This window comes from Hydrogenophilus islandicus, assembly GCF_054657095.1.
The window spans coordinates 50,174-65,126 of sequence record NZ_BAAHXE010000004.1 but is presented as its reverse complement, the minus strand read 5'-3'; the positions used below and the strand labels follow the sequence as shown (position 1 = coordinate 65,126).

The 14,953-nt window shown below is 64.0% G+C and carries 11 protein-coding genes and 1 pseudogene; 9 read left to right on the top strand and 3 right to left on the bottom strand.

Annotated elements, in window-relative coordinates:
• The first annotated feature begins 104 nt into the window (after window positions 1-104).
• Window positions 105-3,200 (top strand): Rne/Rng family ribonuclease, encoded by a 3,096-nt coding sequence (locus ACYQ6T_RS02550; protein WP_459827167.1) that lies wholly within the window; start codon window positions 105-107, stop codon window positions 3,198-3,200.
• Here the strand turns inward: ACYQ6T_RS02550 and ACYQ6T_RS02545 are convergent.
• Window positions 3,176-3,673 carry a low molecular weight protein-tyrosine-phosphatase gene (locus ACYQ6T_RS02545; protein WP_459827164.1) on the bottom strand — a complete coding sequence of 166 codons (498 nt, stop codon included), beginning with the start codon at window positions 3,671-3,673 and terminating at the stop codon, window positions 3,176-3,178. The genes ACYQ6T_RS02550 and ACYQ6T_RS02545 overlap by 25 nt on opposite strands.
• A gap of 75 nt (window positions 3,674-3,748) precedes the next feature.
• Window positions 3,749-5,878, bottom strand: coding sequence for an excinuclease ABC subunit UvrB (gene uvrB / locus ACYQ6T_RS02540; RefSeq protein WP_459827161.1), 2,130 nt, complete (start codon window positions 5,876-5,878; stop codon window positions 3,749-3,751).
• Between the two features lie 56 nt (window positions 5,879-5,934).
• Between uvrB and ACYQ6T_RS02535 the strand changes: the two genes are divergently transcribed.
• From ACYQ6T_RS02535 to ACYQ6T_RS02500, 8 genes are all read left to right on the top strand, one after another.
• Window positions 5,935-7,143, top strand: coding sequence for an amino acid aminotransferase (locus ACYQ6T_RS02535; RefSeq protein WP_459827272.1), 1,209 nt, complete (start codon window positions 5,935-5,937; stop codon window positions 7,141-7,143).
• A 24-nt stretch (window positions 7,144-7,167) separates the two neighbouring features.
• Entirely contained in the window at window positions 7,168-7,476 is a 309-nt protein-coding gene (gene clpS / locus ACYQ6T_RS02530; RefSeq protein WP_459827158.1) for an ATP-dependent Clp protease adapter ClpS, read from the top strand.
• 2 nt (window positions 7,477-7,478) lie between these two features.
• On the top strand, window positions 7,479-9,791 hold the full coding sequence (gene clpA, locus ACYQ6T_RS02525; protein ID WP_459827156.1) for an ATP-dependent Clp protease ATP-binding subunit ClpA: 2,313 nt from the start codon (window positions 7,479-7,481) through the stop codon (window positions 9,789-9,791).
• 15 nt (window positions 9,792-9,806) lie between these two features.
• Window positions 9,807-10,286 carry a ribonuclease E activity regulator RraA gene (gene rraA / locus ACYQ6T_RS02520; RefSeq protein WP_459827153.1) on the top strand — a complete coding sequence of 160 codons (480 nt, stop codon included), beginning with the start codon at window positions 9,807-9,809 and terminating at the stop codon, window positions 10,284-10,286.
• A gap of 28 nt (window positions 10,287-10,314) precedes the next feature.
• Window positions 10,315-11,919 carry a Na/Pi cotransporter family protein gene (locus tag ACYQ6T_RS02515; protein WP_459827150.1) on the top strand — a complete coding sequence of 535 codons (1,605 nt, stop codon included), beginning with the start codon at window positions 10,315-10,317 and terminating at the stop codon, window positions 11,917-11,919.
• Between the two features lie 125 nt (window positions 11,920-12,044).
• On the top strand, window positions 12,045-13,340 hold the full coding sequence (gene aceA / locus ACYQ6T_RS02510) for an isocitrate lyase (protein WP_459827147.1): 1,296 nt from the start codon (window positions 12,045-12,047) through the stop codon (window positions 13,338-13,340).
• Window positions 13,341-13,517: 177 nt separating this feature from the next.
• Window positions 13,518-13,889: a SpoIIAA family protein gene (locus ACYQ6T_RS02505; RefSeq protein WP_459827144.1), complete on the top strand. Its 372-nt coding sequence runs from the start codon at window positions 13,518-13,520 to the stop codon at window positions 13,887-13,889.
• Between the two features lie 36 nt (window positions 13,890-13,925).
• A complete protein-coding gene (locus ACYQ6T_RS02500; protein ID WP_459827141.1) occupies window positions 13,926-14,813 on the top strand; it encodes a sulfurtransferase in 888 nt (295 codons plus the stop codon).
• Between the two features lie 6 nt (window positions 14,814-14,819).
• Here the strand turns inward: ACYQ6T_RS02500 and ACYQ6T_RS02495 are convergent.
• A pseudogene (locus ACYQ6T_RS02495) lies at window positions 14,820-14,951 on the bottom strand (prevent-host-death protein); the annotation flags it as partial.
• Window positions 14,952-14,953: the final 2 nt, after the last annotated feature.

The following is a 14,953-nucleotide window of genomic DNA, read 5'->3' as shown; positions in this document are numbered from 1 at the left end:
CTCGCCTGCGGCCGTCCAGAGCAGTGAAGAGGCTCGGTGGTCATCGGAACCGATTCCTCTTTCCCGTCGGGTCCCGCCCATCGACTTGTGGAGACCCGAACCTCATGAAACGCATGCTATTCAATGCAACGCAGGCCGAAGAGCTGCGCGTTGCGATCGTCGACGGGCAGAAACTGCTCGATATCGATATCGAATCGGCCCACCGCGAACAGCGTAAGGGCAACATCTACAAAGCGGTCATCACCCGCATCGAACCGAGCCTCGAAGCGGTCTTCGTTGATTACGGCGAAGAGCGGCACGGTTTCCTTCCCTTCAAAGAGGTAGCGCGCAGCTACTGGCGAACGACGGAGCAAAACGGTCGGACGCGCGTTCAAGACGCACTCGAAGTCGGGCAAGAGTTGATCGTACAGGTGGAAAAAGAGGAGCGCGGCAACAAAGGGGCGGCGCTCACCACCTACGTCTCCCTTGCCGGCCGCTATCTTGTTCTGATGCCCAACAACCCGCGCGGCGGGGGGGTGTCGCGGCGCATCGATGGCGAAGATCGCGCCGAGCTCAAGCAGCTCCTCGAAATGCTCACCGTCCCGGAGGGAATGAGCCTGATCGCCCGAACCGCCGCGATCGGCCATTCGCTCGAAGAGTTGCAGTGGGACCTCGACTACCTCCTGAAACTGTGGCGCGCGATCGAAGAGGCGGCCAACGCGCAAAAAGCGCCCTTTCTCATCTACCAAGAGAGTGCGCTCGTGATCCGCGCGATCCGCGACTACTTCCAGCCCGATATCAGCGAAATTCTCTGTGACACCGACGAAATTTTCGCCCAGGCGCAGCAGTTCATGCAGCACGTCATGCCCGACTGCGTCCGTCGGGTCAAACGCTACGCCGACGATGTCCCGCTCTTTTCGCGTTTTCAGATCGAACACCAGATCGAGACCGCCTACGCGCGGCAAGTGACCCTCCCCTCGGGCGGCGCGATCGTGATCGACCACACCGAGGCACTGGTGGCGATCGACGTCAACTCTGGCAAGGCGACCAAAGGGGCCGACATCGAAGAGACCGCGCTCAAGACCAACCTCGAAGCGGCCGAAGAGATCGCGCGGCAGCTGCGGCTACGCGACCTCGGCGGGCTCATCGTGATCGACTTCATCGACATGGAGAACCCGAAAAACCAGCGCGAGGTGGAACAGCGGCTCAAAGAGGCGTTGCACTTTGACCGGGCGCGGGTCCAGATGGGGCGGATCAGCAAGTTCGGGCTGCTCGAGCTCTCACGTCAGCGGTTGCGCCCGGCGCTTGCCGAAGGAACCTACGTCCCGTGCCCCCGCTGTGGTGGCACCGGTCACATCCGCAGCACCGAATCGGCCGCGCTCCATATTCTGCGCATTATCGAAGAGGAGGCGATCAAGGAGAACACCGCCGCCGTCTACGTCCAGGTTCCCGTCGACGTGGCCACCTTTCTCCTGAACGAAAAGCGGTTCGACGTGGCCAAAATCGAGGCGCGCCACCACGTGCGGGTGGTAATCATCCCCAACCGCCACATGGAGACCCCGGCGCACGAGGTAGTGCGGCTGCGTCACGACCAGATCGACAACCTCGACGTTCGGTTGGTCAGCTACGAGCTGGTCACCCCGCCCGCACCGGAGGCGACCCCCACCAGCACCCTTGCGGAGCGAAAACCCCCCAAACAGGAGGCGGTGGTCAAAGGGATCGCCCCCGACGCACCACCCCCCACCCGGCCGCAACCGGAACCGGCGGAATTGCCTGTGCCAGCCGAGAGCAGCCCAGCGAAAGGGGAGGCGGCCGCTGAGCGCCCGCTTCTGCAGCGGCTCTTTGCGTGGCTCCGCAGCCTCATGGGTCCTGGACCCAGTGAAAGCGCGGAAGCCCTTGCGCCCGCACCCACCCCCGCTCCAACCCCCTCTGCGGATACCCAACGCCGCAACGGCAACCGTCGCCGGAACGGCCGCAACCGCCGAAGCGACGAAGGGGTTGAGCGACCGCTGGCAGCCCCGCTCCCCTTGCCCGAAGCAGCGCCAGCAGAGGCAGCGAAGCGCTCGTCCGGTGACCTTGAGGAGGCTCCCGCCGAGCGTGCTGAACCCCTCGAATTGGTGATCGCCCCTGAAAGTGATGAATCGGCCAACAAACGGCGGCGGCGGCGCGGTCGCAACCGGCGTAAAGAGAGCGCCTTGACGAGCGACGATCTGCCGGCTGGCACTGCTCCCCCTGCAGACGAATTACCCCCCAGTGAACGGTCTGATGGGGAGAGCGAGCGAAGCGCCCAGGTTTCGGCAGACTCCGCCACCGTAGAACCGGTATCGGCGACCGAGCGGGAGAGCGCAGCGACGGAACAAGCGGCAATGACGGAAGAGGAGCCACGTCGCGAAGAGGCTCTCTCTGCTGCAACCGAAGCGCGTGAAGAGCCGGCGCAGCAGGAAACTACTGCACTGGAACAAGCCGGCGAAGAAGCGTCACCTGAGGTCTCCGCGTCCCTGCCCGCAGCTCGCACCAATGCGCCAGCCGAGGTTGTGCCGCCCGTCGCCGAAGCGACCCCTCCTGAAGCAACGGTCACGGGAGCGGCCAGCGCTGAAGCTCCTCAAGCGCCCGGCGTTGAAGCTCCTGAAACCAGGGTCGCCCCTACCGAAACCCTTGAGGGCGCCTCACCCGAAAGCGAACCTGCCGAGTCTGAAGCCGCCCAGCCCGAGGCTACCGAGCCCGGCACTGCCGAGGCAGCGGCTAACCTCGCGCCACCGCTCGAAGCGGCACCGCCGCCCGCTGCAAGCGAAGAGTCCACGCTGATCCTCGCGCCGCTTCCCGTTCCTGAGCGACTCGACGGATCACTTGCTGCAATCCCGCCGGGGCAGCCCGCGGTGTCGCAGCACCTGGCTCATGAGGCTGAAAACGGCAACGCGGAGCCAGAGACCCCCCCTGACGCAGAGGCGAGCGCAACCGCGCCTGCGAACGCTACCGCTTTGGCAAGCGCAGCAACCGCAGAGCGCGAAGCGCCCCCCGCACCGCAACGAGAAGCAGCGGTCGACCGGGAGCAGTTACGGCAGCGACTGGCTCAGGCAGGGTTGGTCTGGATCGAAACCGACCCGAGCCGTGTGACCTACCGTCCGCTCTTCCCGCCGCCCGAGCCGCTCGGTCGGGTGATTCCGCGCCCCCCCAAAAAAGAGGAGGGGCCACTCATTCAGGTCGAGACGCGGCGCACATAGGGGGAGTGCTCTGCTAACCAGGCGAGCCACCCCTCAGCACCCTCTTCGATCAGGTCGAGCACCTGATCGAACCCCTCCGGCCCGCCGTAGTAGGGGTCGGGCACCTCGCCGTTCGGGGTAGCGCGGCTTCGCGCCAGGAAGAGCGCAAGCTGCGCCTTCGCCCCGGGCGGGCACAGGCGCTCGAGAATCGCCAAGTGGCCGCGGTCCATCGCCAAGATCCAATCGAAGCGAAAAAAATCGTCGCGGCGGATCTGGCGCGCCCGCAGCCCCTTGAGGTCGTAACCGCGGGCACGCGCGGCGCGCTGCGTCCTCGGGTCGGGTGGCTCCCCGACATGGTAGTCGTGGGTCCCCGCCGAATCGACCTCGATCCACGTCCACCCCCGCTCTGCGATCTTGTGGCGCAAAACCCCTTCGGCGGTTGGGGAACGGCAGATGTTCCCCGTACAGACACACAACAGGCGAACCGGTGTCACCTCTTTCCCCCTTTTCTTCTCCAACACGACCCCGAAGGGCCCAAAACCGCACGCACGCCGCTAGCACCGCCTCCGTCACACCGTCGGCTCGACCCCAAAGACCGCTTGCCGCAAGAGGAGCAACTGGTCGCGGACTGCCGCAGCCTTCTCAAACTCAAGCGCCTCGGCGTAGCGCTTCATCTCGCGTTCCAGGCGCTGAATCGCCTTCGCCACCGCCTGGGCATCGGTACGGTCGAGCTTCGCCAACCAGTCGGCCGACGCCTCGCCTCCCTTCCCTCGTAGCGCCTCCTTGGGCCCCTCGTCACTCACCGGAAGACCATCGATCAACGTCTTCACCGCCTTCACCACCGACCGGGGGGTAATGCCGTGCGCGGCGTTATAGGCGAGCTGCTTCGCCCGCCGCCGTTCGGTCTCTTCGATCGCGCGGCGCATCGAATCGGTCACCGTATCGGCGTAAAGGATCGCTGTGCCGTGGAGATGGCGCGCCGCGCGACCGATCGTCTGGATCAGCGACCGCTCGGAACGCAAAAACCCCTCTTTGTCGGCGTCGAAGATCGCCACCAACGACACCTCCGGAATATCGAGCCCCTCACGCAAGAGGTTGATCCCCACCAAGAGGTCAAACGCCCCAAGGCGCAGATCGCGGATGATCTCCGCCCGCTCGACGGTGTCGATATCGGAGTGGAGATAGCGCGCCCGCACGCCGTTTTCGTTCAAAAACTCAGTAAGCTCCTCGGCCATGCGCTTCGTGAGCACCGTCACAAGCACCCGCTCGTCGCGCGCGATCCGCACCTTCGCCTCATGGAGTAGATCGTCGACCTGGTGGGAAGCGGGGCGGACGACCACCTCGGGGTCGACGAGCCCCGTGGGACGGACGACGAGTTCGACCACCGCGTCGCTCGTCTGCAGTTCGTAATCCCCGGGGGTTGCAGAGACAAAGACCGTCTGCGGCATTCGCGCGGCAAACTCCTCCCAGGTGAGCGGCCGGTTGTCCATCGCGCTCGGGAGACGAAACCCGTACTCGACAAGATTCGCTTTGCGCGCGCGGTCGCCGCGGTACATCCCGCCGATTTGGCCCACGGTGACGTGCGACTCATCGATGAAAAGGAGCGCGTCACTCGGGAGATAGTCCATCAACGTCGGAGGCGGCTCGCCTGGCGAGCGTCCCGAAAGGTGGCGCGAATAGTTCTCGATCCCCTTGCAAAACCCCACCTCTTCCAACATCTCGATGTCAAAGAGGGTCCGCTGCTCGAGCCGCTGCGCTTCGACCACCCTTCCCGCGGCAAGAAGCTCCTCGCGCCGCACGCGCAACTCCTCCTTGATGCTTTCAATCGCCCGGAGCACCGTCGCGCGCGGCGTCACAAAGTGGCTCGACGGATAGACGGTGAAGCGCGTGAGTGTCTGCACCACCGCCCCCGTGAGCGGGTCGAAGAGCTTCAACGCCTCGATCTCATCGTCGAACCACTCCACCCTGAGCGCCCACTCGGCGTGCTCCGCGGGGAAGATATCGATCGCCTCGCCGCGCACCCGGAAGGTCCCACGCACGAAGTCGCTCTCGGTGCGCTCATACTGCATCGCGACGAGCCGCTCGATCGCTGCGCGGCGGGAAAGGGTCTCGCCGACACGCAGGTGGAGAATCATCGCGTGGTAGTCGACCGGGTCGCCGATCCCATAGATGCACGAGACGGTGGCAACGATCACGACGTCCCGCCGCTCAAGGAGGCTCTTTGTTGCCGAGAGGCGCATCTGCTCGATATGGGCGTTGATGCTCGAATCTTTCTCGATATAGAGGTCGCGGCTCGGCACATAGGCCTCAGGTTGGTAGTAGTCGTAGTAGGAGACGAAATACTCGACGGCGTTTTTCGGGAAAAACTCGCGGAACTCGCTGTAGAGCTGCGCCGCAAGGGTCTTGTTCGGCGCCATCACCAGCGCCGGTCGCCCCACCCGCGCAATGACGTTCGCGATTGTGAAGGTCTTCCCCGAGCCGGTGACCCCCAACAACACCTGGCGGGCCAACCCCGCGTCGATCCCGTCGACGAGCGCTTCGACCGCCTGCGGCTGATCCCCCGCAAGGGGGTAAGGAGCGAAGAGCGCAAACGGGCTCCCGGGAAAGTGGCACCACTCACCCGCCTTAGCCCCTTCAGGAGCAGGAGTTGCCTCTCCCTGGCCGCTTTCGGAGGTGGCCGAAGCTTTGTGGTCCCCCATGGTAGAATTGTTGCGAGACAGGTTTCTCATTCTCCCATTATCGCAAAAGTTGGAGCATCACGATGTCGCTTTTTGCCCACGTTCCCCTAGCCCCGCGCGATCCCATTCTCGGCCTCAACGAGGCGTTTGCCGCCGATAACCGGAGCACCAAAGTGAACCTCGGCGTCGGGGTCTACTATGACGACAACGGCAAGATCCCGTTGCTCGAATCGGTCCGCCGCATTGAGGCTGCGATGGCTGCCGACCCGAAACCGCGCGGCTACCAGCCGATCGAAGGCCCTGCCGCCTACACCACTGCTGTCCAGAACCTCCTCTTCGGCGCATCATCGCCCCTTTTGAGCGATAAACGGGTCGTCACCGCCCAGGGTCTGGGTGGAACAGGGGCGCTCAGAATCGGCGCTGATCTCCTCAAGCGGGTGGTCCCCGACGCGCAAGTACTGATCTCCTCCCCCTCGTGGGAGAACCATCGCGGCATCTTCGAAGCCGCAGGCTTTCCGGTCGCCGAATACCGCTACTTCGACCCTAAAACCGGCGGCGTCGATTTTGCCGGCATGGTGGCCGATCTCGAAGGTGCAGCGCGCAACACCATCGTCGTCCTTCACGCCTGCTGCCACAACCCGACGGGTGCCGACCTCACCGCGGCGCAATGGCAGACGGTGGTTGAGGTGTGCCAAACCCGAGGGCTGATCCCGTTCCTCGACATGGCCTACCAGGGTTTTGCCGAAGGGATCGACGCCGACGCCGCTGCCGTGCGCGCCTTTGTCGCCGCCGGCATCCCCTTCTTCGTTTCGAGCTCCTTTTCGAAAAACTTCTCGCTCTACGGCGAACGGGTTGGGGCGCTTTCGATCGTCACCACAAGCGGCGACGAAGCGGCGCGGGTCCTGTCGCAACTGAAGCGCGTCATCCGCACCAACTACTCCAACCCGCCCACCCACGGCGCAGCGCTCGTCGCCTCGGTCCTTGCCGACGCGGAACTCCGGCAGCTGTGGGAGCGGGAACTTGCGGGCATGCGCGACCGCATCCGGGCGATGCGTCAAGGGCTGCGCGAGCGGCTCGAAAGCGCCGTCCCTGGCCACGACTTCACCTTCGTCACCGCGCAGCGCGGGATGTTCTCCTACACCGGGCTCACCCCAGAGCAGGTGGAACGGCTGCAGCGCGACTTCGCCATCTATGCCGTGCGCTCGGGGCGGATCTGCGTCGCGGCGTTGAACAGCCGCAACCTCGACTACGTGGCCGACGCAATCGCCACCGTCTTGCGCAGCTGAAAGCGTTCGCGCTAGAATGACTTCATGAGCGTGCAGCCGGTCAAGGAGCTCGACGAAGAGGTGGCTGCGGCCCAAACCAAGCCGCCGCCCCTCTACAAAGTGCTCCTGTTGAACGACGACTATACGCCGATGGACTTCGTCGTTGAGGTCCTGCAGCGTTTTTTTCACATGAACCGGGAACAGGCGGTGACGGTGATGCTCAAAGTCCACCATGAAGGGATGGCGGTGTGCGGCATCTACCCCAAAGACATCGCCGCGACCAAAGTGAGCAAAGTCACCCAGTTTGCACGCGCGCACGGCCACCCGTTGGCCTGCACCATGGAGGAAGCCTAGCGATGATCGCCCCCGACCTGGAAGTCACCCTGCACATGGTCTTCGCCCACGCGCGAAGCCGCCGGCACGAGTATGTCACCGTCGAGCACCTGCTCCTCGGGCTCCTCGACAACCCGTCGGCAGCCGAAGCACTCCGCGCCGTCGGCGCCCCCATCGAAGGGCTGCGGCGGGATCTCCACCAGTTCATCGACACCCACGTGCCGCGCGTCCCGGGTGACGGCGAATTCGACACCCAGCCGACGCTCGGTTTTCAACGGGTGATCCAGCGCGCAATCTTGAGTGTCCAGTCGGCCGGCAAGAATGAGGTCAATGGCGCTGCGGTGCTGGTGGCGATTTTCGGCGAAAAAGATTCGCACGCCCTCTTTCTCCTCCAGCGCCACAAAGTCACCCGGCTCGACCTCACCAACTACCTCGCCCACGGCGTCGTCCCCGACCGCGTCGCGCAGCCGAACCCGCGCGCGAAGAGCGCGGCGCAGAAAAACCCTGCAAGCGACGACGAGGACGACCAGCGCTCGGCGAACGGTGCGGCGGCGCTCGAGCAGTTTACGATCAACCTCAATCAACTGGCCCACGAGGGCAAAATCGATCCGCTGATCGGCCGCGACGCCGAGCTCGAGCGGGTGATCCAGACCCTTTGCCGACGGCGCAAGAACAACCCGCTCCTTGTTGGCGAAGCGGGCGTCGGTAAAACGGCGATCGCCGAGGGGCTCGCGAAGCGCATCGTCGACGGCGAAGTTCCGGAGATTCTCGCCCACGCGACGGTCTATGCGCTCGACCTCGGTACGCTCCTTGCGGGCACCAAATACCGCGGCGACTTCGAACAGCGCCTCAAGAACGTCCTCAAAGCGCTGCAAGAACAAGAGGGGGCGATCCTCTTCATCGACGAGATCCACACCCTGATCGGCGCGGGTGCCGCCTCGGGCGGAAACCTCGACGCGTCGAACCTCCTGAAACCCGCGCTCGCCAAAGGGCAGCTGCGCTGCATCGGCGCGACCACCTACAACGAATACCGCCAAATCTTCACCAAAGACCATGCGCTCTCGCGCCGCTTCCAGAAGATCGACGTCGCCGAACCGTCGGTCGCTGACACCGTCGCGATCCTCAAAGGGCTCAAAGAGCGCTTTGAAGCGCACCACGGCGTCAAATACACCGCGGCGGCGCTGCAGGCAGCGGCGGAACTCTCGGCGCGCTACATCACCGACCGGCAACTTCCCGACAAGGCGATCGACGTCATCGACGAAGCGGGTGCCGCCCAGAAGGTCCTTCCCAAAGGGAAACAGAAAAAGACCATCGGCAAAGCGGAGATCGAAGCAGTGGTCGCTAAACTCGCGCGCATCGCCCCGCGCGCGGTCGAACGCGACGACCGGCAAAAACTCGCGACGCTCGAGCGCGATCTCAAACAGGTGGTCTTCGGTCAGGACGAGGCGATCGAAAACCTCGTGCGCGCGATCAAACTCAACCGCTCCGGGCTCGGCAACCCCAACAAACCGATCGGCTCCTTCCTCTTCTCAGGCCCCACCGGGGTGGGTAAAACCGAAGTGGCGCGCCAGCTCGCCTTTACCTTGGGGATCGACCTCGTCCGCTTCGACATGTCCGAATACATGGAGCGCCACACGGTGAGCCGTCTCATTGGCGCGCCACCCGGCTACGTCGGCTTTGAGCAGGGGGGGCTTTTGACCGAAACGGTGATGAAAAAGCCCCACTGTGTGCTCCTGTTGGACGAAATCGAAAAGGCCCACCCCGACGTCTTCAACCTCCTTCTCCAGGTGATGGACCACGGGACGCTCACCGACGCGAACGGCCGTAGCACCGACTTTCGCCACACGATCATCATCATGACGACCAACGCCGGGGCGGAGACGATGCAGAAGAGCGCGATCGGCTTTACCGCGAAGCGCGAGGCGGGCGACGAGATGGCGGAGCTCAAACGCCTCTTCACCCCCGAATTTCGTAACCGCCTTGACGCGATCGTCTCGTTCAAACCGCTCACCCCTGAGGTCATCGCGCGGGTCGTCGATAAGTTCCTGATGCAGCTCGAGGCCCAGCTCCACGAAAAACGGGTGGACGCCCACTTTACCGACGAGCTCAAAGCGTGGCTCGCCGCGAAGGGGTTCGACCCCCTGATGGGCGCGCGGCCGATGGCGCGGCTCATTCAAGAGACGATCCGGGCGGCGCTCGCCGACGAACTCCTCTTTGGCCGGCTCGCCCATGGCGGCGAAGTGACCGTCGACCTCGACGAAAACGAACGGGTGGTGCTCCGCTTCCCCGATCGCGAGCACGAAGCTCCCTCCCCCGTCGCGGAACAGGAACATTGAGCGAAGGAGCCCTCTGTGTCCTTTCAAACCACCGACCTTTGCGACGCGTTTGAAGCCGAAATCCAGGTGGTGGAGCCGATGCTCCGCTCCTATGGCGGCGCGCGCGCCGCAGGCGGCCCGATCCGCACCCTCAAGCTCTTCGAAGACAACGCCCTCGTTCGCGAGACGCTCGCAACGCCCGGAAACGGCGCGATGCTGGTGATCGACGGCGGCGGGAGTCTCCGGCGAGCGCTTCTGGGGGATCAGCTCGCGGAACTCGCGGTCAAGAATGGCTGGGCCGGTGTGATCGTCTATGGCGCGATCCGCGACTCCCGCGCGATCAGGCAACTTCCCCTCGGCGTCTGGGCGCTCGGCACCAATCCGCGCAAAACGGTCAAACGCGGGGTGGGCGACCGCGATATTCCCGTCACCTTTGGCGGCGTCACCTTCACGCCCGGCCACTATGTGTATGCCGATGAGGATGGCGTAATCGTCGCCCCGCGCGCGCTCGTTTGACCGCGCGAACCGACCGCTCTACCTCTTGATGGCGTTCGACACCACTGCAAGCGGGCTTGCCGTAGCCGGAGGGGTCGGTCTCTTTCTCCTCGGCCTTGAGCTCCTCAGTGACGGGCTGCGCCTTGCCGCGGGGCCTCAACTGCAGCGGCTGCTTGCCCGCGCAACGGACACCCGCTGGCGCGCGCTCGCTGCAGGAATGGTCATCACCGCGTTTGTCCAATCGTCGTCGGTCGTCACCCTGGCGACGATCGGCTTTGTCAACGCTGGCCTTCTCTCCCTCACGCAGTCACTCTGGGTGATCTTCGGTGCCAACGTCGGCACCACTATTACCGGTTGGATCGTTTCGGTCGTCGGTTTTCACCTAGCACTCGAAGCGTGGGCGTTGCCGCTTGTTACCGTGGGGGCGTTTCTCCACCTCTTCGGCAAGAGCAGCCGTCGCGGTGCCTTCGGGCTTGCGCTGGCGGGGTTTGGACTTCTCGTCTATGCCATTGGTTTGCTCAAAACGGGGCTCGCAGGCACTGCAACGCTCGTCGCGCTTCCCATCGGCGACGGGTGGACGACACGGCTCCTGCAAACGGGTGCCGGTTTTCTGCTCACGCTGCTTCTCTTCTCCTCGAGCGCCGCCACGGCCCTCATCCTCACCGCGGTCCATAGCGGTATGATCGATCTGCCGAGCGCAGCAGCAATGGTGATCGGCGCAAACCTCGGCACCAGTGTGAAAGCGTTTCTCGCCGCCATTGGCGCAACGGCCAACGCCAAAAGGGCCGCGGTCGGCCACCTCCTCTTCAACGCGCTCACCGCAGCAGTCGCGCTGGTTATCCTCTCCGTCATGCTCCATGGAGCGGCAACAGCAAGCAGATGGGCTGGGTTTACTGACCATCCCGCGGTGGTGATCGCCCTCTTTCACACCCTCTTCAATCTCCTCGGGGTGCTCCTCATCTGGCCGATTGCCGACCCGCTCGCCCATTGGTTACAGCAGCGTTTCCGAACCCGCGACGAGGACGAAGCTCAACCGCGCTACCTCGACCGAACCATTGTCACCGTTCCCGATCTCGCCATCGACGCCCTGCGGCAAGAGCTCTCCCGCCTCCGCACCATGGCGCTCAGAATCACCCGCGACGCCCTCGATGGCGCCCCTCTCCCTACGGCTCAAGTGAGCGCTGTTCGGGCCCTCAGCCAAGCGATCGCCAACTTCATCGCCGAAATGAATCGCGGACAACTCACCCCGCAACTCGTTGAAACGAGCGAGCGGCTTCTGCGCGTAGCGCGCTACTACGAAAGCGCCGTCCGCTTCGCCGAGGAGGGAGTGCTCGCCTTTGGCGAAACTGATGATCGCGAACCGGCAGTCACTGCTGCTTGGGAACGGTTCCACAAAGCGGCCCACGCCCTCCTGGCCGAGTTAGATTTGGGTTCGCAAAGCGCTGAGAGGCTCGGCGAGCGGATGACCGCGATGGAAGCGGCCTACCAATCCCTCAAAGAGACCCTTCTTGCCGCCGGCAGCCGCGCCACGTTGTCGATCGCGGCGATGGACGCCCATTTACGTGCCGCAAGCAGCTGGCACCGCGCCTTGCAGCAACTGCACAAAGCGGCGCTCTGGACGACCTCGACCCCCCTTCCCTCTGCCAGCAACTGACGCGGCACGCGTCGCCACTCCTCTGTCTCTTATGTCTTATATAAGATACTTGACGCAGCGCAGCAAGCGCGGTATCATCTTTCCCGTCGCCAGTTGGCACACACGCAATCACGAAAGGAACGATGATGAACCGTCAACAGCAGATCGAAGCGATCAAAAAGGATTGGGCCGAGAACCCGCGCTGGAAAGGGGTGACCCGCACCTACACCGCCGAAGATGTCGTGCGCTTGCGGGGTTCGGTCGTCCCCGAATACACCTTTGCCCGGATGGGGGCTGAAAAGCTCTGGAAGCTGCTCCACACCGAGCCCTACATCAACGCGCTCGGAGCGCTCACCGGCGGTCAGGCGATGCAGCAGGTCAAAGCCGGGATCAAAGCGATCTACCTCTCCGGCTGGCAGGTTGCTGCGGATAACAACGAATACCGCGCGATGTACCCCGACCAGTCGCTCTATCCCGTGAACTCGGTGCCGGTCGTGGTCGAGCGCATCAACAACGCCTTCAAACGCGCCGACGAGATCCAGTGGGCCAAGGGGCTCAACCCCGGCGACGAAGGGTGGATCGACTACTTCGCCCCGATCGTCGCCGACGCCGAAGCTGGCTTTGGTGGCGTGCTCAACGCCTTTGAGCTGATGAAAGCGATGATTCGCGCCGGCGCTGCCGGGGTGCACTTCGAAGACCAGCTCGCCAGTGTCAAGAAGTGCGGCCACATGGGCGGCAAGGTCCTCGTGCCCACGTCGGAAGCGGTGCAGAAGCTGATCGCAGCGCGCCTTGCTGCCGACGTCTGCGGCGTCCCCACGCTCGTGGTTGCCCGGACCGACGCCGAAGCGGCGGATCTCCTCACCTCCGACCACGACGAATACGACAAGCCGTTCCTCACCGGCGAACGGACTGCCGAAGGGTTCTACCGGACCAAGAAGGGGCTTGAGCAGGCCGTGGCGCGCGCCCTCGCCTATGCCCCCTACGCCGACCTCGTCTGGTGTGAAACCGGTACGCCCGACCTCGAATTCGCGAAAAAATTCGCCGAAGCGGTCCATGCCAAGTTCCCCGGCAAGATGCTCGCGTACAACTGCTCGCCGTCGTTCAACTGGAAGAAGAACCTCGACGACGCAACGATCGCCAAATTCCAGCGCGAACTCGGCGCGATGGGGTACAAGTTCCAGTTCATCACGCTCGCCGGCGTCCACAGCATGTGGTACAACATGTTCGACCTGGCGTACGACTACGCCCGTCGCGGCATGAGCGCTTACGTCGAAAAGGTGCAAGAACCCGAATTCGCTGCCCGCGAGCGCGGTTACACCTTCGTCGCCCACCAAGCCGAAGTGGGTACCGGTTACTTCGACGACGTGACCACCGTGATCCAGGGCGGACAATCGAGCGTCACGGCGCTCACCGGCTCCACCGAAGAAGAGCAGTTCCACTGATCAGCCCGCGAGAGGCGTGACGCCAAAAGGGCGATCCCCTTTGGCGTCCGAGGGAGACAAAAAGATTGGGGTAACCAAAAGGGTTACCCCTTTTCTTTTTGCGGCTCCCCATGGACAAAAGAGCGGCAACTCAGTATAGTTTCTAGCGAACAACCACACCGAGGGGACAGCGCGCGAATGATCACGATTGAGACACGCGACAACCGGGTTGAAGCCACCGTCTTTGGCGAATTCACCCTGGCGGACTTTCGCGAATTCGAAGAACAGATCGCCTACGCCAACCGCTTCCACGGTCCAGTGCGGCTGCTCTTGGATCTCCGGCAGATGCTCTCCTACACGATCGACGTGGCGTGGGAAGAGCTCAAATTCACCCACAACCACCCCGACGCTTTCGACCGCATCGCGATCGTCACCGACGACGCCTGGCTCACATGGATCGCTTGGCTCGAACGCTTCTTTGTCGACGCCGAAATCCGCACCTTCACCACCGAAGAGGAGGCGCGTGTCTGGCTCGACGAACCCGAAAAGGAGGCAAGCGCCACCAACTGAACGCGACCATCCGCGTCTCTTCGAGGAGAAGACCCCATGACGAGGCCCCGCGACTACTTTCACGCGGTGATCGACATCGAATCGGCCCGCCTCTGGATCGAGAGCGGCCGCGCGGTGGTGATTGACTGCCGCTTTGAACTCACCGACCCCGACGCCGGCGCGGCGATGTATCGCGCGATGCATCTGCCGGAGGCGTTCTACTGGCACCTCGAACGCGACCTCTCGAGCGAGCCGACCGGCACCAACGGCCGCCACCCGCTACCGTCGCTCGACGCTTTCGCGGCGCTCATCGCTCGCACCGGTATCACGCCGCAAAAACAGGTGATCCTCTACGACGAGTGGGACGGCCTGAACGCGAGTCGCGCCTGGTGGCTGCTGCAAGCGGCTGGCTACGCCGCCACAGCCGTCCTCGAAGGGGGAATCCGCGCGTGGCGGCAAGCGGGGCTACCGCTCACCAAAATTGAACCGCTGCCGCCCTTCCGCTCTACTCCCCCGAATCTCACCCAATGGCAGCTGCCGCTCGCCACCGCCTCCGAGGTCGAAGCGGCAGTCGCCCAGCAACGCGCGTGCCTCATCGACGCCCGCGCCCCTGAGCGGCACCGCGGCGAAGTGGAGCCCTTCGACCCCCTTGCCGGCCACATCCCCGGGTCGAAAAACCGCTTCTTTCGCGCGAACCTCGATAGCGCCACCGGACGCTTCCTCGACCCCACGACGCTTCGCGCCGAACTCCTCGCCCTCTTCGGCGACACCCCCCCAGAGGAGACGATCCACTACTGCGGCTCAGGGGTGACCGCGTGCCACAACCTCCTCGCAATGGCCCACGCGGGGCTTGCGCTCGGTAAACTCTACGCCGGGTCGTGGAGCGAATGGTGCGCCGACCCCTCGCGGCCGATGAACTTGGGGCCGGGGTCATCCCGTATTTGAAGTGACGGGCGGGCAGAGCAGATGAGCTGTCTCCATCAGACTTTGCAGCTCGTCGGCTGCAACAAGGGCAACCGCTCCGCCATGACGGCGACGAACCACGACCACTTCGCGGTCATGTACAGCAGAGTTGGCAAGGGAAC

Bases quoted from the DNA above. Each gene is read 5' to 3' on its own strand.
- uvrB (WP_459827161.1), bottom strand. From the start codon at position 5,878: ATGGGGGACCACAAAGCTTCGGCCACCTCCGAAAGCGGCCAGGGAGAG.
- ACYQ6T_RS02515 (WP_459827150.1), top strand. From the start codon at position 10,315: ATGGCGTTCGACACCACTGCAAGCGGGCTTGCCGTAGCCGGAGGGGTC.
- clpS (WP_459827158.1), top strand. From the start codon at position 7,168: ATGAGCGTGCAGCCGGTCAAGGAGCTCGACGAAGAGGTGGCTGCGGCC.
- ACYQ6T_RS02550 (WP_459827167.1), top strand. From the start codon at position 105: ATGAAACGCATGCTATTCAATGCAACGCAGGCCGAAGAGCTGCGCGTT.
- ACYQ6T_RS02505 (WP_459827144.1), top strand. From the start codon at position 13,518: ATGATCACGATTGAGACACGCGACAACCGGGTTGAAGCCACCGTCTTT.
- clpA (WP_459827156.1), top strand. From the start codon at position 7,479: ATGATCGCCCCCGACCTGGAAGTCACCCTGCACATGGTCTTCGCCCAC.
- aceA (WP_459827147.1), top strand. From the start codon at position 12,045: ATGAACCGTCAACAGCAGATCGAAGCGATCAAAAAGGATTGGGCCGAG.
- ACYQ6T_RS02500 (WP_459827141.1), top strand. From the start codon at position 13,926: ATGACGAGGCCCCGCGACTACTTTCACGCGGTGATCGACATCGAATCG.